This window comes from Chlamydia crocodili (assembly GCF_018343815.1).
In the GTDB taxonomy this organism is placed as follows: domain Bacteria; phylum Chlamydiota; class Chlamydiia; order Chlamydiales; family Chlamydiaceae; genus Chlamydia; species Chlamydia crocodili.
The window spans coordinates 22,898-38,918 of record NZ_CP060791.1 but is presented as its reverse complement, the minus strand read 5'-3'; the positions used below and the strand labels follow the sequence as shown (position 1 = coordinate 38,918).

Genomic DNA, 16,021 nt, shown 5'->3' with positions numbered 1-16,021 from the left:
TTATTATTTTCTGATTTTAAGGATATCGGAATGGTGAGATTAGTAATCACAGTCAGGAATTTCCATACAGATTGAGCATCTTTTTTGCCATTCATTATGATTGAGGAGTAGGGTTAGGGGAGGGAAATGATCGGAATGTGCGTTTGGCGGTGTGTCAATTTGTAGAGGTCCTAAAAAGCGATAGGAGTCTTCAAGAGCCCAGATTTTTCTATATAACTTAAATTTAAGGAAAGCTGGACTACTTATATCTATTAAACTCTTCCTTATTAGGGGTTTTATAGCTCCATCTGATTTTTTCTTTGTTGTAAACATTTTCACAATAGGTATGGCGCGTAGCCGCCATTTATCCACTATATTGATTAGGGATTCAATAACTGTGAGATAACCATTACAACGATTAAATGTTAGAATTCCTGCGCTATAACCCAGAGCATAACTGTAGGTGTTATCGAATTTTGTCGGTAGACAGGATCTTCCTTCATAACCTAAGAAATGGGAAATCGCATTAAAGGGAACATTTTTGAAATGTTTCTTTAAGTGATTATCTACAAGGTGGATGAGAAGCTTGTCTACACTAATTTTAGACACATAAACATTTCCATGAGCATCTCTATCATTAAGAAGCTGGCTGGCAATGGCTTCAGGAAAGCTTTTCAATAATTTTTGAGATTCTCGAGATAATGATGAGAATTTATCCATATCTTCGGGGATTCTCTCTATTTCCTTAACAAGATTATTAATCTCAGGAATAAACTCGATAATACCCTCAGGAATGAGAATAATCCCGTAGTATTTTCCCATGGCGGCTCTATCAGCAATAATCGAGCATACCTTGTGAATGATCGTTTTTAAGGGGACATTTTTTTCTGCGATTTCTTCGCCTATAAGTGTGATATTCGGATGGGTTTGTAAGGTACATTCTAAAGCAATATGCGATGCTGATCGGCCCATAAGCTTTATAAAATGATAATGTGCTTTGCAAGATAGTGTATCCCTAGAGATATTACTGATGATTGAAGAATAAAACTTTGTCGCTGAATCAAATCCGAAGGTAAGATCTAAAAATAAGTGTTGGAGATCTCCATCAATAGTTTTAGGAACGCCTACAACGCAAGTTTTGGGGTGATGCTGAGAAAAGTATTCGGCAAGGATTGCGGATGCTGTATTTGAGCCATCTCCGCCAATAATTACTAAACCATCAAGATCTAAAGCTTTCACTGTTTTCAAGCACGCAGCTTTATTTTCTTCGGTGATGATATTCGTTCTTCCTGTTCCTATACAATTAAAACCACCAGAATTTCTAAAGCATTCCATAAATTCTTCGGTAATCTCTACCGTGTTGTTGTTAAGAATGCCCTGACCATTATTTAGAAATCCTATTAAGGAGCTATCTGGATGGATTTTTTTTAAACTATGTAATAGCCCCCAAATGACATTATGCCCACCAGGAGCTGGTCCTCCGGATAGCATCACACCAACTTTTAATGGATGCATAGGTGGTATGGTTCCTGAGGTGAATTTTAGATAGGGACTGTCATAAGTATTGGGGAAAAGTTTAGCGACATCAGCGTCAAATTTAGGAGAAAAACGTAGATCGTTGGTAGGAATCAGAGAGGGGAATTTTTGTAGCTCTCTAGGCAAAGGAGGCGTGCCTGGAATAATTACACCGTTGAGATCGCCAAAGTTTGGATGCATAACAATTAATGGATACGGTTATTTTCGTAAGTTAGTTGTGTTTTTCTTTACCAACAACGAGAAAACCTTCTTTTAGAAGGTTTTTTATCTATCTCGTTGTTAAGGAATATTCAGTTTAGATAAGACCGAGAATTTTCCACCATAAGCTGCCAATACCGATCCAAATGACGATATTTACCATGCTAAGCACAAAACCAGATCTCCACCAATCTTTGACTGAAACAAGTTGAGAGCCAAAATAAAGGGGAGCGGGTCCTGAACCATAGTGCGTGAGCCCACCAAATAAGTTACTTGAAAAAGCGAGTGCTAGGCAGGCAAAAATTGGATTTGTTCCTAGTGATATAGAAACTGCTAAGAATACAGGGAACATCGCTCCGATATGTGCTGTGTTACTTGCGAATAGATAATGCGAGTAAAAGTACATAAGAAAGAGGATCGGGAAACCTACTTTCCAGGATAATCCTGCAACTCCTGCAGCTACAGAGTCGCCAATTAAAGGAATAAAGCCGAGTTGATTTAGGAATGATGCCATCATAATTAGAGCACCGAACCAAATAAAAGTTTCCCATGCGGTAGTATTGGCCATAACATCTTTATGCCAATCTAAAATATTCGTAAGGATGAGTAGAGATAAACCAATTAGAGCTGCTGTTGTTGCTGAAATTCTTAATAAGTCTCCAAATGTCCATAAGACAACAAGGAGAATGAAAATCATTAAGATGATCTTCTCTCCTTTTTTCAAAGGTCCCATTTCTTTGAGACGTAATTTTGCTGTGCGAATTGCTTCTTCACAGGAAGTAATTGTTGGTGGGTAGAGCTTATAAAGTATTATAGGCATAAGTACTAAGCTGAGTAATCCAGGAATTACCGCAGCTTTTGCCCATGTTGCCCAAGTTAGAGCGACTCCAGCATTACTTGCTAGAGCTGCTACCAAAGGATTACCTGCCATGGCTGTAAGAAACATAGCACTAGTAATTACAGAACTTTGATATGCGACTTTAATTAAAAATGATCCGATTAGGCTTTCTGTACCTTTTTCAGCAGAACTCCCAAATGATTCTGATAATCCCATAACTACAGGATAGAGAATACCTCCTGAACGTGCTGTTACACTGGGAATAGCAGGAGCTAGCAAGAAATCAGTGATTACTAAACCATAGCTTAATCCTAAAGGATTTTTCCCCAAGATACTGACGAAAAAATAAGCAACGCGTTCTCCAAGTCCTGTTTTAATAATACCTTTTGCTATGGAAAATGATAAGAAGACCAACCAAGCTATTGGATTATGAAATCCTGATAACCCTTGTTCTAGAGTTAAGGTTTGTGTAAGTAAAAGAGTGGAAATCCCAATAATGACTATGGCTCCCATAGGCACTGGCTGTAAAATAATTCCTAAAATTGTCGTTGTGAATACCGCAAATAAATGCCAAGCATTAGGGTTTATTGCTTCCGGATGAGGGCAAAACCATATACCTAAGAGTACGAGAGTGAGGAATAAAAGAGATAGGAAACGTTTTTGTTTATTCACTTGGGACCTCTTTGCGTTATGGTCTGTTGGAAAATCCCTTGGGGGTTAAGGCTCTATAGGAAAATCTTCGAGCCATTTTTCCATTTCTTCTAGGGTGTCGTTAATGAGTTCTGGTGAGGATAGAAGTTCTTGAATACAGGACTCAATAGTTTCTTCATTTATGATATTCGTTACGTCTTCCATGCTAATGAAAGTTACATCTACGAGACCGGCATTAAAAGCTTTGCTAATTGGGTAGAATAATTCCTGGGGATATAATGCACATATAGCGGCTATAAGACTATCCCAAGCAAAAGAAGGTTTTTTTTCTAATCTATAGTTTAGCAATTCTCCAAAATAACGAATAGTTGCATCTCTAGAGATCTTTTTTATGCCTACGAGATGTACAAGACTGGATATTCCTGCAGCTTTTACGTAAGGATTTATCCCAGGAGTTTCTATAAGCTCTTTAATCAAAGATTCATCGTCACATACACTAGCAAGAATTCTTGGAAGATCTTCGGTAAGAACATCACCAGCGATTGCGTGGGGCGTATCATCAGTATAGGAAAAAAGTTTAATGATTAATGGAAGAGCTCGGGTTTCTCGAAACTGTGCTAGCAAATACATAGCGTAGAGATGCCCTTGGTAACTGCCATCGTTGATTAATTCTGGTACGCGTTCCGTGGCGTCTTCAAGAATTTGAAGTAGATAAGGAGTAATTTGAGTATGTTTGACGATAGCAGCTTCTATAGCTTCTCTGGGAAGTGTCCCTTCGTCATAGGCGAGGTCTTCCAAGATATGAGAAATTTCCATCGTCAATGATGCTCCATTTCAACGGATGTTAGTTTGATTCGTAGCATGCTCAACTTCTTCCTGTCAATGATTTACACATAACGCCTAAAGGGCTCGATAACGATTTTTACATGCTATTGAGGGGCAATTCTCTAGGTAATATATAAGACTATTTTATCTTTGTAATTGTTGTTTCACAATCATGTAATTTAAGACAAATCATAAGATGAGTATGCATTGCAGTATACATAACTCCTCACATACTACAAAGAACTTTAGGTATCCAGATCCTGTCTAATTTTTTTTGTTTAATTTAAACAAGTGCTTTTTCTTGAGATGTATAAGAGGAACTACATTCGGTATCTTCTAGAGAAAATATCGGAATGGCGTCAAGAAGCTCTTGGGTTTTTTTATGTTTAGGATTTAAGAAAATCTTATCTCTGGGACCATATTCTACAAGGGATCCTTTGTCCATAACAGCAATAGTATCTGCAATATAGTAAGCTGCTGACATATCATGTGTGATGAAGAGTAGCGTACTTTCACATTGCTGCTTTATTGTTTGGAAAAGTTCTAATATGAGTGATTGATTCAGAGTGTCTAAAGCAGATATTGGTTCATCACAAATAAGGAGATCAGGTTCACATACTAAAGCTTTCGCAATCGCCACACGTTGTTTTTGACCCCCGCTGAGTTTGTGAGGTTTTAAGCGTAGTATAGATAGCGGTAGATTAACGAGTTGTAAAACACGTTGGATTTTTTCTTTTTGTTTTTCTTTAGAGTGCGTTCCTATGATATGCAGAGGCTCTAAAATCAGATCTTCAATACTCATTGTAGGATTTAAACTTGAGTGGACATCTTGCCAGACAATTTGTACTGTTTTTGCTTTTGGTGTTTTAGGATCAACATGAAAGGTAATAGTACCTTGATTGGGTTGTATTAATCCTAAAATAGCCAGAGCTAATGAAGACTTTCCTGATCCACTTGCGCCAACAATTGTCAGACACTCTCCTTTTTTTAATTGGAGATTGATACTATTAAGGATAACCTGTTTCCTAATCGCAATGGATAGATTATTTATAGTTACTAAATTAGTCATGAATTGTCTATAGGGTATCTGTATTTCTTAAAGCTGCAAGCTTCGCTTTTAAAATAGGCGAAGAGGAGGCTGTGAGAGGGATTTTCGATACAGCTTTGAGAAGACGTTTCGTATAAGAATGCTTTGGATAAGAAAAAATCTCTTTTACACTTCCAGTTTCTATAAGTTGGCCATCTTTAATAATCGCAATATCATCACAAAGTTCTGTTACTAGAGCTAGATTATGGGTGACTAGCAGCATTGCTGTATTATTCTCTTTATGAACCTTACGCAATATACGCAATACTTGGGCTTGTGATACAGAATCTAGGGCTGTTGTAGGTTCGTCAGCAAGAATAAGTTCTGGAGAGCTAGCTAAAGATATAGCGATTACTGTACGTTGACGCATACCGCCACTTAATTCAAAAGGATAGAGATGAAAACAACGTTCTGGATTAGGTATGCGTACGCTTGCTAATAATTCTATAGCTTTTGAATAAGCTTCTTTTTTCGTTATGGGATGATGTTGTCGTAAGGTTTCTACAATTTGCGCTCCTACACGCATAGATGGTGTAAGGGATCCCATAGCATTTTGCAATACTGTAGCTATTTTCCTCCCTCGAATTTTTTGGAAATTTTTATACGACATTGTTTTCAGATTCTGATCTTCAAAGAAGATGTTGCCTTCTACAATTTCACAATTATCTGGAAGAAAACCAAGAATTGCCTTAGTAATTGTTGTTTTCCCTGAGCCATTCTCTCCTACCAAAGCTAGACTATGCTGTTTTTTGATAGTAAGACTAAGATTGTCTATCAGCAATCTACGTGGATTATTTGATGCTATCGTGAGGTTTTGTATATTGAGCAGCGTATTAGGCATGAGAGTTTTCCTCTATGAATAGAGCTTTTGCTCCTTCTCCAATCAGGTTAAAGCTTATTGAGAGTGTAATCATGAAAAATGATGGAATAAAAAATAGCCAAGGATAGTAATCAATAGCGTTAATACCTTCTTTTACTAATGTCCCTAAGCTAGCTTGTGGAGGTTGGATTCCTAAGCCTAAAAAGCTAATAAAAGCTTCTGTGTATATTGCTCCAGGAATAGTGAAAATCAGTGTAGAGATAATCGGAGTAAGTGTATTGGGTAAAAGATGCTTTCTCAGAATATGAAATGTAGACGCGTTCATAGTCTTTGCGGAAAGCACAAACTCTTTATTTTCTAATAATAAGAATTGTCCATAGATAATTCGTGCTATCGGTATCCATCCTGTTAGTGTCATAGCAAGAATCAGGGGAAGAATCCCATGATCAAAGATAACAAGAAGAAGAATGATTACAGGAATTCTAGGAATTGAAAATAGGATTTCTGTAATACGCATCATTAGAAAGGCTATTTTTTTTCCGGAAGATAAGGCTACCGTAGACCAAAGAAGCCCTACCAAGACATCTATAAGGGTTGCTGTTACAGCGATCAGTAACGATAGACGAATACCTTGAATAGTTCTAGCCAACATACAACGTCCTAGAGAATCTGTTCCAAAAGGAAACATTTTCCCTGGTTGAGCTAAAGTATGTTCTAAAGACGTGTGTTCATAATTAGGATAAATCCACGGAAGAAGAATGGCGCATAGGATTAAAGTCCCAAGTATCAAGATTCCTACCATAAACATGGTATTTCCTTTCATACGTTGCCATAGAGTAGGTTGAGAAGATTTTAAAGAAATATCCATGAAGTTTTTTTAATCGCCTTATTTGTTTCTTTTAATTTTGTTTGTTCGTCACCTAAGTTTTATGAATTTCGTTAGAGATGTTCGCTTTCTTGAGAAAAGTTTGTTTCTTGTTCAAATTCTTTATAAGAGTAGCGAAGCTGAGGATCTATCATTGCCTGTATAAGATCTGATAGTAGTGAGGCTAACATAAAGAAGGCCCCATAAAATACGGATAGTCCTAGAGTCACTGGATAGTCGCGTTGTTTAATACTACAGACAAACCATTTCCCTAAACCTGGAATACAGAAGATATTTTCTATAGCAAATGTTCCGGTCATGACGGTAGTTACAAGAAATGCAGCATAGGAAATAGTGGGGAATACCGCGTAGGGGAGAATATGTTTAAGTATAACTTTTATTGGCGATAGCCCTTTAGCATATGCAAGTAACACGTAGTCTTTGTTTAAGACTGAGGATACGGAAGAAAAAGTTAGTTGAGTTATGAATGCCATAGGTGTGATTGCTAAAGCTAGAGATGGCAAAATCGTATGAGAAAAATTCCCCCAACAAGCTATGGGGAAGATAGGTATTTTCACTGCAAAAATATATTGTAGCATAGTTGCTAGGACAAATGCAGGAATGGAAATTTGTAAAATAGAAGAAAATAAGATATAGCGTCCTTGTTTTTTCTTCCTCAATGCTGCTAAGGTTCCTAACGAGATTCCACCAGAGATAGAAAGGATAAGGCTTTCAAGTCCAAGTATTGCTGATGCAGGAAATGCTGTGGAGATAATGCTTGTTACACTACGATCTTTGTAAACAAGGGAATTTCCAAAATCTAAAGTTACCAAAGATTTCAAATAATGAATGTATTGTTGGTACAGGGGTTTATTTAATCCGTAGCGTGACTTAAGAATCTGCAAAGTTTCTTGTGATAAAGTATTGCTACTTTCATCATTAAATGGATCACCGGGAATAGTTTTCATTACAAGGAAAGTTAAGGTTAGGATGATCCATAAAGAAAGCAAGTTAAATACTAGGCGCTTCTTGATATAACGGAACATTATCTACACCCTTAAAGTCTTTGATAAGTTGGTAAGAATTCCTGATTTAGAATCTTGACCAAAACAAAATATTATATCTCTGATTTATCGTAGCTGCAATATAAAATAATTCATTGATTCGTGTGGAGAGTCGCTTTTAAGACATTTTTTTTCAAGTTTAAGTCAATATTTTGTTTGACTTAGGGAAAGGCTTAAGAAGTTTTTAGAAGCTTTGAAAAAGCGAATATTATTTTGAAAGTTCTGTTTCTTTCAAATCAATATGCCCCAATAATGAGGTATAGGAATTTTGAATTTTAGGATTCGCTGCGTAGGTGTATTCGAAATGGTATAGAGGAATAATAGGGAGCTCATCTTCGATAAGTTCTTCAGCTAAAATTTGATCTCGAGAATTTTCTCCTGGAGATAGAAGGGAATCGAGAATATGATTGTATTTTTCGTTTTCCCATTTTGTTAGAGATTTTGTAGGTTCATCACTTTTGAAGTTTCCAAGGATTGCCAAAAAGGATGTAGGTCTTGGATAATCTGCTACCCATCTTCCTGTGGCTAGAGTAAAATCTCCACGCCGTCTTTTATCTAAGAAACAATGATATTCCATGCCGTGGATTGTAATATGAATCCCTAAGACATTTTTGATTTGTTGTTGTATTTCTTGAACAACGGCATTTAAACAGGCGGACTCTAAAGGATAGATAATAGATAATTCTGAGATATATTTTTGAGATAGCTCTTTTTGAGCTTCTTTAAAACATTCCCGAGCATATTCCTGACGTTCTTCTTGCGATAGATAAGAGCATTTAGAGATTTTTGATAATTCTGGAGGTAAAAAATGCTCAGCAACCTTCCCATGGCTAATAAACTGTAGTAAAGTCGTTTTGTCAATAGCATAAGCTAGGGCTTTTCTCAGCGCTACATTATTTGTAGGGCTATTTTTTAAATTGCATATTAGTGCTGTTGTTCCAAGTACCGGGTAATTATGAAGCTTATCTTTTGGGATATGATATTGGTCTTCTTTAGAAATAGGGGAACTCCATGGAGAGCCTACCCAATCAATAAGATTCTTTTGTAGAAGCTGCATTGCTGTATGCGTATCTGGAACAATTTGAAATATAATGGTATCAAGATGAACGGAACATTTATCATGATATAACGGATTTTTTTTAATGATTAATTGATTTTGTGGTTGGTAATTTTCAATAACAAAAGGTCCATTAGAGATATTAGGAAGATTTATTCCTCCGGAAGAATAAAAATTTCTTAGGGATTTGTGTACTGGAAAGAAAATAGGATAGGCAAGAAGTTCTAAAAAGTAGGGAACAGGCTTTTCTAGGATGATTTCTAATTTTGATTTATCTAATGCTCGAATGCCTAAAGTATCAATAGGCAGTTTTTTACTTATTACTGCTTGGGAATTTTTAATCACCCGAGGAAGAAAATTAGAAGATAAGGTGACTTCAAGTTTATGAATTTGTTTGATTGATTCTTCAAAGTCGTAAGCTGTTACGGGGTCTCCATTGCTCCATAAGGTGTCTTTAAGATAAAAAGTGTAGACGGTCTGATCATCAGATATTGTGTAGCATTTTGCTAGAGCAAGTTCGGGATTTCCCGGACGTTCTCTTACAAGACCTTCATAAAGTGCTTGAGCTATTGAAATATCTTTACTTAAGCAAGCACTTCTCGGATCTAGGGACATAGGGTCATGGCTAATTGCTATTTTTAAAGAATTTTGATTTTTAGAAATATTTGTATGACAGCTTGGGCATAATAGAAAAATTCCTAGAAAAAGGATAGCTGATAGAGTAAGTTTTAGAAGCTTATGCAGTTTTCTTGTCATATGGTTAAGAAGCATTTCGCGTGCTTATTCGAGGTTTTTGATCCCGGTTTTATTTTACTCAATTATGTAATTAGAGTCGCTGAATCAATGGGTTGACTAGACATTTTAAAGCTATATGTTTGATTTGTACACATTTTCATCTTTAAGAAATGTTTTAATGGAATCTGAATTACATCGTGGGGAGAAGCTCTACTTCTTTAAGGTCCACATGTCCTAAAGGAGAAGCATAGAGATTGTTTACTTGGGGTTGTGTGATATAGATATAGTTAAAGTGGTATAAGGGAAATATGGGAATATCTTCTTCAATAAGTTCTTCAGCTAATATTTGATCTTCTCTTGTGAATGCTTGGGTATGGTATTTCCCTAAGATTTCATCAAATTGTTTATTATTCCATTTCCCTAATTGATGACTTGTTTCTTTGTTTTCTGGATTTCCAAGTATTGTAAGGAAATTTCTAGCATTGAGGTATTCTGCAATCCATCCTCCCACGGATAAATAAAAATCGCCTTTACTTCTTTTTTCTAAGAAACAGAAGTATTCGATGCCTTGAATGGGTATATGAATACCAAGAACATTTTTGAATTGTTGTTGAAGTTCTTGAACTACAAGAGAAAAAACTCCGGATTCTTGAGGATAAATAAGAGAGAGTTCGGAGAGTTCTTTTTCTGATAGAGTGGTTTTTGCTTCTTTGAAGTATTCCTGGGCTTTTTTTTCTCGTTGCTCTTTTCCAAGGACGTCTTGATTATGAATTTCAGATAGTTCTGGTGGCACAAAGGAATTGGCGATTCTTGCTGAATTGAGTAGAGGAATAAGAGATTCTTTATCAATAGCATAGGCAAGAGCTTTTCTTAAGGCTTTATTTTGTAGAAGAGGCATTTCTAGATTATAGATAAGTATAGAAGTTGAACATACGGGATATACGTGTTTTATCTTTGTAGGAGTATTATTTAATATCTCTTGAGGGATTTTAGATACCCAAGGATTTCCGAGAATATCAATAAGATTATTCCTGAAGAATTTGGCTGCTGTATGTACGTCGGACATGACTTTGAAGATAAGAGTATCGATTTTTACCTTATCAACATCATAATAGTAGGTATTTTTTCGCATAGTCAGATGTTTTTGTGGCTGAAAATCATCCAATGCAAAAGGCCCATTAGAGATGTAAATAGGCTTGATTTTTGGATTTTTATAATACTCTCTAAGAGATGTGTGAACAGGAAAAAATAACGGGTGAGAAACAATCTCTATAAAATTTGGAGAGGGGTGCTCTAAGGTGATTTCTAATCTATTCGAATCTAGAGCTTTGATTCCTAGTTGTTCTATAGGTAACTGCTCTTCCATAATTGCTTTGGAGTTTTTGATAATATAGAGAAGGTTGTGATAGGATATGGGGAGATTTTTTGTATGAATTTGTTTGATTGATTCTTCGAAATCGTAAGCTGTTACAGGATCTCCATTACTCCATTTTGTGTTTTTCAGATCAAATGTATACACAGTGCCTTCATGAGACACTTTGTAATCTTTAGCTATTCCCAAGATCACAAGATCGTTAGAAATACGTTCGCGAGCTAAACCTTCATAAAGGGCTTTTGCTAATGAGATATCTTTTTTTAAGTAGGTACATCTAGGATCCAATGAAAGGGGGTCGTATGCTATGCCGATTCTTAAGCACTTCCCCATATCTTGAGGAGATTGTTTATGACAACTAATTAGAAACACACTAGCAAGAGATAGGAAATAAATAGCACAGTATTTTCTGAATCTATTCGTCATGAGGTTGTCTCGAAATTGAATAGTAGATTGGGGTTAGATTACTGATTAAAAAAATAATTTCCAATCTTGGATCTCTAAAACCAAGATTTTTGATTTCTCCTTCATTCTGTAAAGAAGTTTTAAGGTAAACATGCGTATTTAAGATCAACAGCTCCGGAGGCGTTGTGAAGGATTTTTTCTATTGGAGATAGTGTTATATAATCGTAGCTCATGTGGTAGATAGGAATGATTTCTAAATTTTTCATAAGCTTTTCTGCTTGAGGAAGGAGTGCGGCATTGGGATGGTAAGCCACTCCTGTTGCTGTAGCGATTGTAAAATCACACATTTGTCTTTTGCTTAGGAAAACATGATATTCTAGCCCCTCTAAAAATAGATCAAGACCTACGGATTTACACTGTTCTTTAAGGATCTCTGCAATGCGTTGGCATCTTAAAATGTTTGAAGGATATGTCAGGGTTAGCTTTTCTGTTGGGGTAATGAGTTTTTGTTTTTTATATTGATAGTAGGGAGCAGTATTTCTTGATAGCGTATAAGCTGGCTCTTGGTTCCCTTGCAGAGCATAATCGATAATTTCTTCTCTATTAATAGCTGCTGCTAATCTATAACGGTTGTGGATTTGAGATAAAACAGGATCTTTTGTATTGAGTATAAGCCAGAAAGCCCCCTCCACAGGGTAACTAGTATAATGGTAGGGTGTAGTGTCTTTTAGTTCTTTAGTCAGTCCTTGATGCCAAGGTTGTCCTAGCCAATGAATTTTGCCTCGATTTAGTAAAAGTGCCCCAGTATATAAATCTGGAATAACTAGTAGACTAACATAGGATATACTGACTTTTTCTCTATCATAATAGTGAGGATTTTTTTCTAACAATAGGCAGTGACCAGGATTATGAGTTATTAAGTGGAAAGGTCCGCTAAATACATTTAAATCTTCAGGATTGAAAACAGAAAATGCTGGAAATGCCAGTAATTGTAATAGCTTAGGATTTGGGGTGTCTAGGGTTAAAGTGATGCTGGATGGTGAACAAGTTTTAAAATTAATTCCTTCAAAAGCTTGATGATGAGGAGAAAATGTTTTTGCATGTTCCCAAGCTCTAACAATATCCTGAGATCTAATTGGGGTCCCATTACTCCATAACGCATCATGTTTTATGAAAAATGTATAGGTTTTTTCGTCAGCGGACACCGTGTAATGACTTGCTAGAGCAAATTCTACATGATCGCTTTTATAAGGATTTTCTCTTGTGAGTCCTTCAAAAATGAGTTTTGAGATAGAAAGATCTAGGGCACGTTTTGCTTGTTCTGGAGAGAAAGATACGGGATCATCATGAATGGCAATGGTGAGAGTTTTTGACGATCTCAAAGCTGTCGGAAAACAGCCTCCTAAAATTGAAGACGCGAAGACAACAGCAAACAGCCACCATGTGTACATCATAATAAAAGGAAAACACCCTATTGCATTTTTTTAAAGAAGTGACACGGTAATTTATCAAGTCGTATCAGATTGGCAATTTTGAAAATCTTTTAGATTGTAGGTGGGCTGAGATTTTCAAAGCTAGGAGGTTAAGATTTTTTAGTTTTTTGTTCAAAGTAATTTTATCCGTTATCGAATTTAAATAATTTATATATACGAGCTATTTAATTAATAATCTAAATAGATTTGAATTCTTAATTCTTAAGGAATTAGAGACATGATTAATGATTGCTGTATGGAGGGGATGATTAGGAGTAAATTTGGGGAGAACTTTCTAAAAAACTTGTGAGGATGAGGGTTGCGGCAATACTGTCAGCTTTCCCTTTTCTTTGTTTTCTATTTAATCCGCAATCACCTTTTAGCATACGTTCTGCTTGTGCTGAGGAGAGTCTTTCATCCCAAAGAATAACTTCAACAGAACAAGATTCCTGAATTAAGGAAGAAAGTTTGATGATTTCTTCCTGTAGAATGGATTTTTGGCTTTTTTGCATAGGGATAGGATTTCCTAGAATTACATAAGAGACATTACGTTCTTGGATGATTTTACCAAGAATTTTTGCTGTTGCCTCTAATGTCTTTCCTGCCTCTATAAATCCTATAGGCAAGCTGATGAGCAAAGGAGAGGCTGCATAAGCAAGGCCTATACGCCTCTGTCCGTAGTCTACGCCAAGGAAGATTCTTTCTGTCTGAGAATTAGACATAACTTTTATTCCTAGAATATAGAATTGCTGCCTGAATAAAACCTATAAATAGTGGATGAGGAGCTATCAATTTCGACAGAAATTCTGGATGAAATTGTACACCGACCATCCATGGATGATCTGCGATTTCTACGATTTCACAAAGTCCTTGTTGTGGACATGTACCTACAATATTCAGACCGTGGTCGCTTAACTGTTGTACGTAGTTAAAATTTACTTCATAGCGATGGCGATGGCGTTCCATAATTTCCGATTTTCCATACGCCTCGTATACTTTAGTCCCAGGAGATAATACACAAGGATAGGCTCCAAGACGCATTGTCCCCCCTGTAGCCACTAGAGATGCTTGTCCATCCATCATACAGATAACAGGGTCAGGTGTATCCTTATCCATTTCTGTCGAATTTGCTTTTTCTAAGTGCATAACGTTGCGAGCATATTCGACAACAAGAACTTGCATTCCTAGGCAAATACCGAAGTAAGGAATACCTCTCTCCCTACAGAGCTTTGCTGCTTTAATTTTTCCTTCCCATCCACGAGATCCAAAACCTCCAGGAACCAAGCAACCATCACATTGTTCTAAGGTTTCAAGGAAATGAGGATCATCAGAATCTAAAGGAAGAATTTCTACGGAGTAATTTAAGCTTAACGCAGCATGGGTAATCGATTCAAAAACAGATTTATAGGCGTCTTTGTGTTGTACATACTTACCCACTAGACCTATGCGCACTTTATTTGGAAGGGGGTCGCGTAGACGCTCTATTAAGATTTTCCAATCACTTAGATCTTCTTGTTTTGTGAATAACCCTAATTTTTCTGTAATAAATGTCGAGATCTTTTCCTGAGATAGCATCAAGGGCATTTCGTAGATCGAATGTTCAACATCTATAACGTTAAAGACCGCGTTATTAGGTACATTACAAAATAAACTGATTTTCTTTTTTACTTCGCTACTTAAAGGAGACTCGGATCTACAAAGAATAGCATCGGGAATGATACCGATACCTCGTAAACTTTGAACAGAATGTTGGGTAGGTTTTGTTTTAACCTCTCCAGCAGCTTTCAAATAAGGCACATAAGTCATATGAATGCTGAAACAGCTATCAGCATGCTCATAGCGGAATTGTCGAATAGCTTCAAGAAAGGGTAGGGATTCTATATCACCAACAGTACCACCGATTTCTACAATTAATACGTCAGGCTGATTTTCCTTGGCACACTCTAAGATAACTTCGATGATTTCATTAGTAATATGAGGGATAACTTGAACAGTGCTTCCTAGATAAAATCCTTCGCGTTCTCTCTTAATCACGCGAGCATAGATTTGTCCTGAGGTCGCTGTAGAATATTTAGATAAGTTTACTGAAGAAAATCGATGATAGTGACCAAGATCTAGATCCGTCTCTATGCCGTCATTGGTAACATAGACCTCACCGTGTTCGTAAGGATTCATTGTTCCCGGATCAACGTTAAGATAAGGATCCAGTTTTAACATGGCAACTTTAAGATTTTGACGCTCTAATAATAGAGCTAGAGAAGCAGCGGTTAATCCCTTGCCTAAGGAAGAAACAACTCCTCCTGTTAAAAAGATGCACTTGAATGGCATGTTAAGTATTTTTCTACCTTATTTATATCTTCTGGATAATCAACTGAGGGGCTCTTAGCTTCCACTACACATACGTGGATAGACCCACCGTGTTCTAGTATACGTAGTTGCTCAAGATCTTCAGCTTGGCTTAGCGGAGTAGGGGAAGATTCAATATAATTGAATAGAGCATTCCGCCTAAATGCATATACGCCAATGTGAAGATAAATCGGTGTCTCTTTCTTTAAGATGTGTGGAATAGGGCTTCTACTAAAATATAAAGCCTTTCCATTTTTATCGAAAACACATTTCACTTTTTGATTTGTTAAGATCTCATGTGAATCGGTAGTTTTAGCAACCGGAGTAACCATTTGAATCTTAGGGAATTCTTCGAGTTTTCTAACAAGAGAGTCAACAACAGTATGCTGTAAACATGGCTCATCTCCTTGAATATTCACTATAATCTCAGCTTCAGGGAAATAACGCGATACCGTTTCTGCTGTACGTTCTGTTCCGTTAGCACACTCTGGACTTGTCATTACGCAATGACCACCAAATTCTAAGACATGATCCATAATGCGTTGATCATCAGTAGCTACAACAACTTTATCTAGTGTTGTACTTTGATTAATATTCTCATAAGTTCTTTGTATTAAAGACTTTCCTAGGATGTTTGCTAGGGGCTTTCCAGTAAATCTGACGCTACCCCATCGTGCTGGCAAAACTCCAACCTTCTTACTAGCAAATACTTGCTCTTTCATACGCGCTATAACTCTTAATTTCTAAGATTTTTTAACAAGCAGGATTATC

The 16,021-nt window shown here is 36.6% G+C and carries 13 protein-coding genes; all 13 read right to left on the bottom strand.

Annotation, left to right across the window (positions count from 1 at the left end; genetic code table 11):
• Positions 1-39 precede the first annotated feature (39 nt).
• Positions 40-1,695, bottom strand: a complete 1,656-nt coding sequence (locus tag H9Q19_RS00205; protein ID WP_213241089.1) for a diphosphate--fructose-6-phosphate 1-phosphotransferase — start codon at positions 1,693-1,695, stop codon at positions 40-42.
• Between the two features lie 115 nt (positions 1,696-1,810).
• Positions 1,811-3,223, bottom strand: coding sequence for an anion permease (locus H9Q19_RS00200; RefSeq protein ID WP_213241087.1), 1,413 nt, complete (start codon positions 3,221-3,223; stop codon positions 1,811-1,813).
• A gap of 45 nt (positions 3,224-3,268) precedes the next feature.
• Complete coding sequence (locus tag H9Q19_RS00195) at positions 3,269-4,024, bottom strand: DUF1186 domain-containing protein (RefSeq protein ID WP_213241085.1); 756 nt, start codon at positions 4,022-4,024, stop codon at positions 3,269-3,271.
• Positions 4,025-4,310: 286 nt separating this feature from the next.
• On the bottom strand, positions 4,311-5,096 hold the full coding sequence (locus tag H9Q19_RS00190) for an ABC transporter ATP-binding protein (RefSeq protein WP_213241083.1): 786 nt from the start codon (positions 5,094-5,096) through the stop codon (positions 4,311-4,313).
• Between the two features lie 7 nt (positions 5,097-5,103).
• Positions 5,104-5,955: an ABC transporter ATP-binding protein gene (locus H9Q19_RS00185; RefSeq protein ID WP_213241081.1), complete on the bottom strand. Its 852-nt coding sequence runs from the start codon at positions 5,953-5,955 to the stop codon at positions 5,104-5,106.
• A complete protein-coding gene (locus H9Q19_RS00180; protein WP_213241079.1) occupies positions 5,948-6,802 on the bottom strand; it encodes an ABC transporter permease in 855 nt (284 codons plus the stop codon). Before H9Q19_RS00180 ends, H9Q19_RS00185 begins: the two co-directional genes overlap by 8 nt.
• A 71-nt stretch (positions 6,803-6,873) precedes the next feature.
• A complete protein-coding gene (locus tag H9Q19_RS00175; protein ID WP_213241077.1) occupies positions 6,874-7,845 on the bottom strand; it encodes an ABC transporter permease in 972 nt (323 codons plus the stop codon).
• A 226-nt stretch (positions 7,846-8,071) separates the two neighbouring features.
• Complete coding sequence (locus H9Q19_RS00170) at positions 8,072-9,664, bottom strand: peptide ABC transporter substrate-binding protein (protein WP_213241997.1); 1,593 nt, start codon at positions 9,662-9,664, stop codon at positions 8,072-8,074.
• A gap of 181 nt (positions 9,665-9,845) precedes the next feature.
• On the bottom strand, positions 9,846-11,453 hold the full coding sequence (locus H9Q19_RS00165) for a peptide ABC transporter substrate-binding protein (RefSeq protein ID WP_213241075.1): 1,608 nt from the start codon (positions 11,451-11,453) through the stop codon (positions 9,846-9,848).
• 119 nt (positions 11,454-11,572) lie between these two features.
• A complete protein-coding gene (locus H9Q19_RS00160; protein ID WP_213241073.1) occupies positions 11,573-12,886 on the bottom strand; it encodes an ABC transporter substrate-binding protein in 1,314 nt (437 codons plus the stop codon).
• Between the two features lie 287 nt (positions 12,887-13,173).
• Complete coding sequence (ruvX, locus tag H9Q19_RS00155) at positions 13,174-13,626, bottom strand: Holliday junction resolvase RuvX (protein WP_213241071.1); 453 nt, start codon at positions 13,624-13,626, stop codon at positions 13,174-13,176.
• Positions 13,619-15,232: a CTP synthase gene (locus H9Q19_RS00150; RefSeq protein WP_213241069.1), complete on the bottom strand. Its 1,614-nt coding sequence runs from the start codon at positions 15,230-15,232 to the stop codon at positions 13,619-13,621. The genes ruvX and H9Q19_RS00150 overlap by 8 nt, the downstream gene beginning before the upstream one ends.
• Entirely contained in the window at positions 15,208-15,972 is a 765-nt protein-coding gene (gene kdsB / locus H9Q19_RS00145) for a 3-deoxy-manno-octulosonate cytidylyltransferase (RefSeq protein ID WP_213241066.1), read from the bottom strand. Before kdsB ends, H9Q19_RS00150 begins: the two co-directional genes overlap by 25 nt.
• Positions 15,973-16,021 lie beyond the last annotated feature (49 nt).